Below are 11155 nucleotides of genomic sequence, written 5' to 3' on the forward strand. Positions count from 1 at the left end.
AAGTGATGGCCGGGGCCCAGATCGACACCCGTCTGGACAATAACGAGAAGGAGCTGGACGCGCTGATCGCCCTCTCGCAGCGGTATCCGAACACCATTGAGCGGGTCATCGTCGGCAACGAGGTGCTGTTCCGCAACGACCTCAGCCTCGACAAGATGATCACCTACCTGGATCGTGCCAGGGCGCATATCCGGCAGCCGGTGTCGATCGCCGAGCCGGACTACATCTGGCTGAAATATCCGGAATTGGCCAATCACGTCGATTTCATCACGATCCACCTGTTCCCGTTCTGGAACGGCATTCCCGTCTCGAGCGATCCGACGAAGTCCAGCGCGTTCCTGGCTGCACAAGGCGCCTATCAGACACTGCAACGCAGTTTTCCCAACAAACACATCGTGGTAGGCGAGATCGGTTGGCCCTCCAACGGCGACCGTCGCGAACGCGCCTATCCGTCGATTTCCAACGAAGCCATCTTCGATCGTGAATGGCTGCTCTGGGCAAAAAAGAACAACGTCGACTACTACCTGTTCGAAGCCTTCGATCAACCCTGGAAGGAAAACCTCGGCGAAGGCCGTACCGGCGCCTACTGGGGCATCTTCAACGCCGATCGCCAACCCAAATTCCCGTTCACAGGACCTGTGACTGAAGATACCGGCTGGCCGTGGAAGGCAATCGCCGCCAGCCTGCTGGCGATTATCCCGATGATCTGGTTCGGCTATCGCTACAAGCGCTTCAAGCTGACAGGCAGGTTGTTCTTCGCCGTGCTGATCCAGCTTGCCTGCGGCCTGATCGTCTGGTCGGTCACGCTGCCATTCAATTTCTATCTGGACTGGGTCGACTGGAGCATGTTGGTGCTTCTGTTCCCAGCGCAGGTCGCGATTCTGGCGATCCTGCTCATCAACGGGTTCGAGTTCACCGAAGTGCTGTGGAGACGCAGCTGGATTCGTCACGCTGGCTTGCTAACGCCTGATCCGGTCGAGAAGCAGCCATTCGTTTCGATCCATCTGGCTTGCTACAACGAGCCCCCGGAGATGGTCTTCGTCACGCTCGACTCGCTGGCCGCGCTGGATTACCAGAACTATGAAGTGCTGGTGATCGACAACAACACCAAGGATCCGGCGATCTGGAAGCCGGTGCAGGAATATTGCGAGAAGCTCGGCTCGCGCTTCCGCTTTTTCCATCTGGAACCGTGGCCGGGCTTCAAGGCCGGCGCGCTGAACTTCGGCTTGAAGGAAACCAGTCCCAAAGCTGATGTGGTCGCCGTGATCGACGCCGACTATGTCGTGCGTGCCGACTGGCTAGCAGCGCTTACCGGCTACTTCCACGATCCGAAGGTTGCGGTCGTGCAGTGCCCGCAGGCGCATCGCGATTTCGAGCACAACCGCTTCCGCCGCATGACCGCGTGGGAATACGACGGCTTCTTCCGCATCGGCATGCATCATCGCAACGAACGCAACGCGATCATCCAGCACGGCACGATGACGATGGTGCGCCGTTCCGCACTGGAAGGCACCGGCGGCTGGTCGGAATGGACGATCTGTGAAGACGCGGAACTCGGCTTGCGACTGATGCACGCCGGTTACGAGCTCGTCTACGTCGACGAACTGATGGGCAAGGGCCTGACGCCCGCTGACTTCAAAGCGTACAAGAGCCAGCGTTATCGCTGGGCGTTCGGCGCCATGCAGATCCTCAAAGGTCGCTGGGGCTGGATGACGAAGAAAGGTCCGCTGACCGGCGGCCAGCGCTTCCACTTCCTCACCGGCTGGTTCAGCTGGTTCGCCGATGCGCTGCATTTGATCTTCACGCTGATGGCGATCTTCTGGACAGCGGGCATGGTCGGCATGCCGCAGATATTCAGCCTGCCAATGCAGCTGTTCCTGATTCCCGTCATCGGCTTCTTCTTCGCCAAAGCGCTGTTCGGCTTCGTGCTGTACCGCGCCCGCGTGCCATGCGGCTGGTATGACACCTTCATGGCATCGCTCGCCAGCATGGGCCTGAGCCACGCGATCGCGCGCGGAATCCTTCATGGCCTGACGCGCGAAAAGACATCCTTCGTGGTGACCGCCAAGAGCCGCCGCCTTGGCGGCAGCAACTTCGCGGCGTTCGCGCCGGTGCGCGAGGAAATGTTGATGCTCTGCGCGCTGGTACTGTGTGTCATCGGCATGTCGATGAGCACCATCTCGCACTACACGGAAGGCAGATTGTGGATCTTCATCCTGTCTGCGCAGGCGATTCCATACATCTCTGCATTGATCGGCGCGTGGATTGCTCACAGCGCGGGCGACAAAGCCGGCTGATGCCAACAATTGCCGCAGATCACTTCCTCTCCCCTTCGGGGAGAGGTGTCGAAGGCGAAAAGCCCGCCATTAAATAAGAACTGCCTTAATGCGCAGTCCATACGCGACTCGCTAAGCTGTTACCTGCGATGTCGTGACGAGGATGGAACCCTGACGCATGCGCCGGATTCTCCGCCGCCACATTCTGCTTCTGCTGTTACTGATTCCGGGATTGAGTCATGCCGGGGTGCAACTGGTTGTGGACGGTGTGGACGATCCGCTGAAAGCCGCCGTGATCGCCGGCGTGAGTCTTTCCCAATACGCCAATCGCGACGTGAGCGAGGCGCAGGTGCATCGCCTTTACGAGAAGGCCGACGCGCAAGTCGCTACAGCATTGCAGCCCTACGGCTACTACGACGCGCATGCGACCGGAAAACTCGAACAGGTCGGCAAGGATTGGAAAGTAACCTTGCACGTAGTGCCCGGCGCTCCGGTCACAGTCACGTCGGTCGATATCAAGCTCGATGCCTCCGCTGCAAAACTCGGCCCCATTCGTTCGGCGCGTCGCGCCATCGAAAAGCTCAAGGACGCACGCCTTGACGACGCAGCCTACGATTCGGCACGCGATGGACTAAGCGGCGCACTCACCGCCAACGGCTATCTCGACGCGCGCATGACCGTGCATCGCGTTGAAGTGAATCGCGGCGAGCACAGCGCCGCCATTCATCTGGCGTGGGAAGTCGGCCGCCGCTACCGCTACGGACATATTCATTTCGAAGGCTCGCAATTCCAGGAAGGATTTCTGGATCGCTATGTACCGTTCAAGTCCGGCGACTATTTCGATCAGGCGCAGCTGCTGAAGCTGCAGCAGACACTGAGTGGCGCAGACTACTTTTCCGTCGTCAACGTGGTTCCCGAGATCGATACGGCCAAGAACGGCATCGTCGATATCGATGTCGAACTGTCGGCCGCCAAACGCACGATTTACACCGCGGGCCTGTTCGTCGGCACCGATACCGGTATTGGTGTGCGCGGTGGCATCGAACAACGCTGGGTGAACAAGTACGGTCACAAATGGAAGAACGACATCGTCCTGGCGCAACGCCTGAAGATGTTGTCGACGCAATACACCATTCCGCTACCGGGCGAAAACCAGCGCAGCCTGAATTTTGGCGCGACCTATCGCGATTCCGATACCGTGACATCGCAATCGCGCACGCTAGAACTCATCGCAAACGAAAGCGAGCTGTGGCACGACTGGGTACGTACCGTGGGTGTTCATGCACTCACCGGCACCTTCGACGTCGGCAAGACGCCCGATGAACCCGAAAGCACGCCGGGCGTGGAGCATGGCAGCAGCACGCTCGTTTACTTCGAAGGCTCGCTCGCCCGCAAGAAGGCCGACAACTTCGATTTCGTACGCCACGGCTGGTCCGTCAGCATCGATGCAAAGAGCACCGTCAGCGATTTCCTTTCGTCCGCCAGCTTCAGCCAGATTACCGTCGATGGGAAATGGATACGCGCGTTCTGGCGCAACAATCGACTGATCCTGCGCGGCACGATCGGGCATACATGGACCGACGATTTTGAAGCGCTGCCTCCGCAGTTGCGTTTCTTCGCGGGTGGCGATCAATCCATCCGCGGCTATCCGTTCCAGTCGATCGGTCCTGAAAACAGTTACAGCCGCGTCATCGGCGGTCACAATCTGGCGATCGCCAGCGCCACCGTAGAGCACTACTTCACACCGCGTTGGGGCATCGCCACCTTCGTCGATGCCGGCAACGCCTTCGACGGCACCAGCGTGCAGGCGAAAATCGGTACCGGCGTCGGTGTACGCTGGCGTTCGCCGGTTGGCATGATCCGGCTCGATGTCGGCACGCCGATCAACGATGCACAACGCCACGGTGTGGAGTTGCACCTCGTCATCGGGCCGGATCTGTGAGGCCATGACGTGAACACCGCATCGAAGCCCACTCCCCGCCCCCGCCGTCGCTGGCTTCGCGTGTTCGGCATGGTCGTACTGCTTGTCGTCGTCGTGCTGGCGAGCGGCATCGGTTGGTTGTTGTGCACGGCATCGGGCCTACGTTTTGCGCTGGAACGCGCGCAGGGTTTCACCAACGGCGCCCTGCAGATACAAAACGCGCAGGGCCGCCTGATGGGTCCGCTGCAGATAGGCAGCGTGCACTACGACGATGGGGCAGGCACGCATGTCGCGATCACGAACGCGCACATCGATTGGCGCCTTGGGGCCCTGCTCTACAAGCGCCTGCATGTCGTCAACCTCACTGTTGAACGCATGGACGTCGCGCTGCCGAAGTCCAAGGAAGAACCTTCCTCGTCCAGCAGCTTTTCGCTGAAGCCTCCGATAGAGATGGTGCTCGATCGCGTGCATGTAGGCCCGGTGAACATCACGCAGGACAACCAGCCGCTGTTTGCCTCGGATCAATTCGATCTCGCTGGCGGCTGGACCAACGATGGCATCAGTGTCGACCGCCTATCGCTGCGTGCACCCGAAGGTTACGTCAAGGTGGACGGCCAGCTGGGTATCGGCAAACGCTATCGAGGAAAAGGTCATGCAGTAGCATCGTGGAAGATCGGCAACAACGAATACGCCGGCACAATCGATGCCCAGGGCAACGGACGCAAGGCGCAACTGCAACTTGCGCTGACGCAACCGATGCTCGCCCAACTACAACTTGAGATGGATCAACGCAAAAACAATGCATGGACAGGCAAGCTCGATCTCCCTGCGTTCGACCCGAAACCGCTGATCGGCGACAGCTCGATTTCGCGTCTGGCTGCAAATCTTCAAGGCAGCGGCGATCAATACGGCGGCACCATTACCGGTGCCCTGGATCTCAACGATTACCACCTGCTGCTGCAACCGCTTGAGGGTCAGTTCGACAAGGACTTCAAGACACTCACGCTGAAGCAGCTTCAGCTCGCTTCGCCGCAGATGAAAGGCCAGGTCAGCGCCAAAGGCACTATCCAACTCGACGCACACCCCGTGAGCGCCGACCTCGCTGTCGACTGGAAAAATCTGGAACTACCCGCCAATCTGGTTGGTCAGGTGCTTGATAGTCAGGGCCAGATCGCCGCCAAAGGCAGTGTCGATCAGTATCACGCCGAAGGCGACGTCACCATCGGTCCGCCGGGTAAACCGGCGAAGCTCGCGTTGAATCTCGACGGCACGCCGAAGCAAATTCAGTTGCACACGCTCAGCCTGTTGCAACGGCAAGGTCAGCTGACCGCCAACGGCACGCTTACGCTGGAGCCGGATCTCGCATGGCAATTCCAGGCGACCGCCAGCAAATTTGATCCGGGCCAACTATTCGTCGATTGGCCGGGCTCGCTCGATGCCGACTTCGGCACGCAAGGCACACTCACCAAGAACAACCCCAACGTGACCCTCGATTTGCGCAAGCTGGAAGGCACGCTACGACAGCGCCGCTTGCACGGTGTCGGCCATCTGCATCTATCGCCCAACGACGTGCTCGATGGCACGCTCGAACTCGCCTCGGGCAACAGCACGGTCAAAGTGCTCGCGCGGCCGGGTGACACCAATAGCGCCGATGTCACGCTTGCCATCGCATCGTTGGGCGATTGGCTGCCGCAATCCGGCGGTCAATTGAATGGCCAGTTTCATGTGCGCGGCAAGCTGCCGAAGCTGGCCGTCGACGGCACGCTGCAAGGCCAAGCCGTCGCATGGGAACAGCAAACCGTCCAGCGCCTGAATTTGCAGGTCGACATTCCCGATATCAGCAACCCTGGCGGCAAAGTAGCCATTGATGCCTATGGCGCAGACATCGGCGGACTCACCTTCCATCAGATCGACATAAACGGTCATGGCACATCCGCGCAACATCAGCTGACGTTGAATGCGCAAGGCCAGCAGCTCTCCACCACGCTGACACTCAATGGCTCGCTGAAAGGCCAGAATTGGAGCGGCACACTTTCTGCACTCACGCTTGATGTGCCGGGGCTGCCGCGCTGGCATTTACAGCAATCAACGCGGCTGGCATGGAACAACGGCAGCGCGAATGTCGGTGATCTTTGCCTGACTGCGGGCGACCCAACGCTATGCGTCAACGGCAACTACGACACGAGCGGCAATATCGACGCCAGCTATCGCTTGCACGCCGTACCGCTCACGCTGGTGATGGATGCGGTAGGCAGCGCGAATATGCCAGTCAGCGTCGAAGGCGTGCTCGAAGGCAACGGGAAAATCCATCGTAATGCGGCAGGCAATCTGACGGGCAACGCAAGCATCACGTCATCGCAGGGCCGCGTCATCTACAACGAACATCCCGATCAACCTGCGCTCACGTATAACAATCTTGCACTCAACGCCACGCTCGCACCTGGAAATCAGCAGGCGACACTTCATGCCGCCATCGATGGCACCGGCTATGTGAAGGGTGAAGCGTCCATCACCGGCGCGCAGCAAGTGTTGAACGGCCAGATTGGCATGCATCTGGACAAGCTCGACATCATTGGCCTGTTCACCGACTCATTAGCGAACGTCAAAGGCAAGCTTGACGGCAACTTCAAACTTGGTGGTACGTTGAACGAGCCCGCTGTCACGGGAGCGGCCAGTGTCGACAGCTTCGCCGCGGAAGTGCCCGATGCAGGATTGAAACTCACGAACGGCCGATTGACGGTCAGCGCTGCCGATACCCATCAGTTACGCATCAACGGCACGGTGCAATCGGGCAAAGGATCGCTCGCGATCGAAGGCATCGCAGGACTCGATGCGCAAACGCCGACGACGATCACCTTCAAAGGCAGTCAGTTCACGGCTGTCGATATTCCCGCCGCAAAAGTCGTCATCTCGCCGGATGTGCTCGTGCGACGTGATACGCAAGGCATCAACGCCACAGGTAGCGTGTCGATGGACAGCGCCGACGTGAATCTCGACAAATTGCCGGGCAATGGCGTGAACAAGGCGTCATCCGACATCGTGATTGTCGATCAGCCACAACAACCGGCCAACGAAGGTGGAATGCCCATCAACGCATCGATCAAGGTCGATCTTGGACAGCACGCGCATCTTGTCGGCATGGGCCTGGACGGCCGATTGAGCGGCGTGATCACGGTCAACGAACGCCCGGGCCGCGCAACCAGCGGCCAAGGCCAGGTGAGCGTTGACGGCACCTACAAGGCGTACGGTCAGAATCTGCAAATCCAGCATGGCTTGCTGTTGTTCGCCAGCTCGCCCATCAGCAATCCTGGCCTCAACATTCGCGCGCTGCGTAGCCTCACGCCAAACGCGACGATCGATGAAGGTCAGCAGGTGGGTCTGCTCATCTCCGGCACGGCGCAGCGGCCGATCCTTACCGTGTTTTCCAATCCCGCGATGGATCAATCCGACGCGTTGTCCTACCTCGTGACAGGCAAGCCGATTTCGCAAGTGAAAGGCGGCGAAGGCAGCATGGTGACGGCGGCGGCGCAAGCACTGGGATCGGCGACCGGCAATCTCTTGGCGAAGAGTGTCGGCAGCAAACTTGGCATCAGCGATATTGGCGTATCGAGCAGCGACGCGTTGAATGGCAGCTCGGCATTCACCGTCGGCAAATACTTGTCGCCGCGGCTGTATCTCAGCTACGGCATCGGGCTTTTCGAACCGGGACAAGTGATCACGCTACGCTATCGTTTAAGCAAGCGCTGGAGTTTCGAAGCGCAGAACGCCACCGACTTCAATCGCGCCAGCGTCAACTATCGCATCGAGAAATAACCGCGTAGCGTCATGGTTTGTGCACCGAACATCCGCAACCGTCGTCGTGATAGCGCCCCATAGGTTCTACCGTGCCGTGCTTGCCGTATTTATCGTGCGGCCGGACCCAATCGCCCAGTGAATGGTACGGACCGTATTCCGCCCTGCCCTTGGGGCTGACATCCAGGAACGGATAGATCCCCAGAAATATCTCGCAACCACGGCCAAACGCGGCGTAGGTTAGAAAAATCTCGCCCTTTTCGTTCTTGTAGAAAACGCTATCGCCCGACAGATCTTCCAGTGGAGGATCAATTTCGCGGAAGTTATAGAGCGCCTTTTTCGCCTGAACCTGCTCCGGCTTGTAGGACACATTGAAGTCGTAGTTGAAATCGCTGCGATACGAAGACACAAACGGAAAACGCCAATCCATTCGCTTGCGCAGCGCCTCTATTTCTTCGATCGGCGCACGCGCAATCGCTACATACGAAAGGTCATGGTTCTGAAGATGCACCAAAGTCCCTTGCAGATGGTCGACCTCCAGCGCGCAACCTACGCAATGATGCTGCTGCCCAGGGCCCAGCATGTAATGTTTGACGAACAGCTGGCTTCGTCCGTCAAAAAGATCCGCTAGCGTCAACTTTCCCGACAGACTGTCGAACTCATAATCTTTCTCGACTTTTAGCCAGGGAAGCGCACGTCGCTCGGCGTTCAGCTTATCGCCCAGTTGCATATGCGCCTTTTCCTTTGCCACCAGAATCCGGCGTGCTTCCAGCCACGCCTCACGCGATACGACTTCATGTTCCATGACGATCTCCATCAAGACGTTCAATGGACCGCAACAGGTTGTTCGCCGGCAGGTGCGCGAGCGATGCGCAACAACGTCGCACCGATCAATGCCGCCAGTGCCGCAAAACACGCGCCTGCCAAAAACGCGGATTGATATCCGGAGGCCAGCGCAAAGGTCTGCGTTCGCCCCGCCGCAAGCAACGCTTGCGATCGCGACGCTGCGAGACTGGCGAGTACGGCAAGTCCAAGCGGACCGCCCAGCATGAAAGCGGTATTGACCATGCCCGATGCCAGCCCCGATTCACTCGGCGACACATCATTCATCGCCGCTAGCAGCATGGGGTTGAACGCAACACCCGCGCCCAGACCAAGCATCACCATGCCGGGAAGAATGTCGCGCATAAAATGACCGTTTTCCGGCGCATGCGAGAACAACAGCAAACCGCACGCCGCGAAAACCAAGCCCCATGCCAGTGGACGGCGAATACCAAAGCGCATAACCAGTTTTGCGGACAATCCAAGCGAAAACGTGGCCATAATGATATTGGCGGGCAGAAACGCCAGACCCACTTCCATCGGGCTGTATCCAAGCACCAGCTGCATGTACAAGGCCGAGAGAAAGAACCACGCGAACATCGATGCCGCCCACAGCATGGCAGTGATATTGGCAATCGCCAGATTGCGCAGACGGAACAAACGCAGCGGCATCAGCGGCACGCGCACGCGTGTTTCGATCCAGAAAAAAAGAACCAATATCAGCACGGCCACAGCAAGCTGTCCCAGCGTGCGCGACGATGTCCATCCCATCTGATTGCCGTTGACGATGGCGTACACCGCCAACAGCATGGCCGCGGTGACGGTGACAGCGCCCCACACATCCAGGTGCCGCGAGGCCGCCGTGCCGTGCGCCGCGGGTAACAGGCGCAACGACAACAGCACGACGATGATGCCGATAGGCAGATTCACCAGGAATATCCAGTGCCAGCTCAGGCTGCTGGTCAGCACGCCACCGAGCATCGCACCAATGCTGCCGCCGCCGGCGCACACGAAACCATAGATGCCCATCGCCTTCGCGCGATCGGCCGGCTCCGTAAACAGATCCATGATCAACGACAACCCGACCGCACTGACGACGGCGCCGCCGAGCCCTTGCACGCTGCGCGCAACGACCAGTTCGAGTTGCGTCGTCGAGAGGCCGCATGCGAGCGACGCCAGCGTAAAAAACACGATGCCGTACAGAAACAGTTTTCGATGCCCGTACAGATCGCCGAGCCGTCCGCCAAGCAAAAGAAACCCGCCGTACGTCAGCATGTAGGCATTCACCACCCACGCCAACGCCGTATCTGTAAATAGCAGATCCGTTTTGATCGACGGCAACGCCACGTTCACGATGGTCGTGTCTAGCACGATCATCAGCACGCCAAGGCACAGCACCATCAATGCCCACCAGCGCCGATCCGAATGTTCCGACACGTGTGAAGTTGGACCGGTGGAAGACGCCGTCATGATTTCTCCTGAAAGTTGTTGCGGCCGCCACCCCTGCCAGCTGCCTTTGTATCAGCGTCGAACGAGTCGACCCGAAATCGACATGTGGCACCGGGCGCTTTGGGCCGTGCTAAACAATACGCCATTGGCGTCTGGCCGAGGCCGTGCTGCGCTGCGGTTTGACACCTGTGATTTAGATCGATTTAAATCCGACTTTTCGTGCGTTCCAGCCAGTCGCACCCGTGCGGCCAAATAGGGGTGACAGATGCTCAAGGCGCCAGAATCTTCTGTGACACGTCGTCGCAAGCCACTCGCCGTCTTCGCGTTGGCATTTTTCACGACGCTGGCGTGCGCCGGTCAGAGCGGCGATGGTTTCTATAGCTCATTCGAAACCGGCCAGCCGTCGCCCATCGCGAGCCCGGCAAATGCCACCTTCGGCATACAGGTCGCTGGCGGTCCCTCCGCGCAGGATGCTTACAGCGCCAAACCGGGCGTGGGCTTCACCGGACTTCATTCGCTGCACTACTACGGCGATACCGCAGGCAAGCAGGAAGCCGTCATGTTCGACGTCGACGTGCCGGTCAGCGCGAACACGCAACTTTCGTATCTGCTGTTTCCTTGCATCATTGCCGACGATCTGAGCGATCCGTCAACCTATGTGGCGGTCGATCTGATTTTTGACGACGGCACACGGCTTTCCGGACACGCGGCGCAAGATCAGCATCGCATCGCCGCCGATGCGCACGCGCAAGGCCAAAGCCGCACGTTATACGTGAATCAGTGGAACAAGCTGTCGATCGATGTGGGTCGGGTCGCAGCCGGGCGCCGCATTCGCCACATCGTACTGGTACACAATGGACCGGCGGCACATTTCGAAGGATTTCTGGACGATCTG

General features: G+C 59.1%; 5 protein-coding genes and 1 pseudogene. 4 read left to right on the plus strand and 2 right to left on the minus strand.

What is annotated here, in order from left to right:
• The 3 genes from VK725_RS09955 to VK725_RS09965 form a co-directional block, all read left to right on the plus strand.
• Positions 1-2297: glycosyltransferase family 2 protein (locus VK725_RS09955; RefSeq protein ID WP_325317898.1), on the plus strand; the 2297-nt coding region annotated here is incomplete at its 5' end.
• Between the two features lie 157 nt (positions 2298-2454).
• Complete coding sequence (locus VK725_RS09960; protein WP_325317899.1) at positions 2455-4218, plus strand: outer membrane protein assembly factor; 1764 nt, start codon at positions 2455-2457, stop codon at positions 4216-4218.
• 9 nt (positions 4219-4227) lie between these two features.
• Positions 4228-8010: a translocation/assembly module TamB domain-containing protein gene (locus tag VK725_RS09965; protein WP_325317900.1), complete on the plus strand. Its 3783-nt coding sequence runs from the start codon at positions 4228-4230 to the stop codon at positions 8008-8010.
• Positions 8011-8020: 10 nt separating this feature from the next.
• On the opposite strand, the gene VK725_RS09970 is transcribed toward VK725_RS09965, so the two are convergent.
• Positions 8021-8794, minus strand: a complete 774-nt coding sequence (locus tag VK725_RS09970) for a thioredoxin family protein (protein WP_325317901.1) — start codon at positions 8792-8794, stop codon at positions 8021-8023.
• A 20-nt stretch (positions 8795-8814) separates the two neighbouring features.
• Positions 8815-10281: a DHA2 family efflux MFS transporter permease subunit gene (locus VK725_RS09975; RefSeq protein ID WP_325317902.1), complete on the minus strand. Its 1467-nt coding sequence runs from the start codon at positions 10279-10281 to the stop codon at positions 8815-8817.
• A 268-nt stretch (positions 10282-10549) separates the two neighbouring features.
• On the opposite strand from VK725_RS09975, the pseudogene VK725_RS09980 reads away from it, so the two are divergent.
• Positions 10550-11155, plus strand: a pseudogene (locus VK725_RS09980) (glycoside hydrolase family 92 protein); the annotation flags it as partial.

This window comes from Dyella sp. (assembly GCF_035486915.1).
Taxonomy (GTDB): Bacteria; Pseudomonadota; Gammaproteobacteria; order Xanthomonadales; family Rhodanobacteraceae; genus Dyella_B.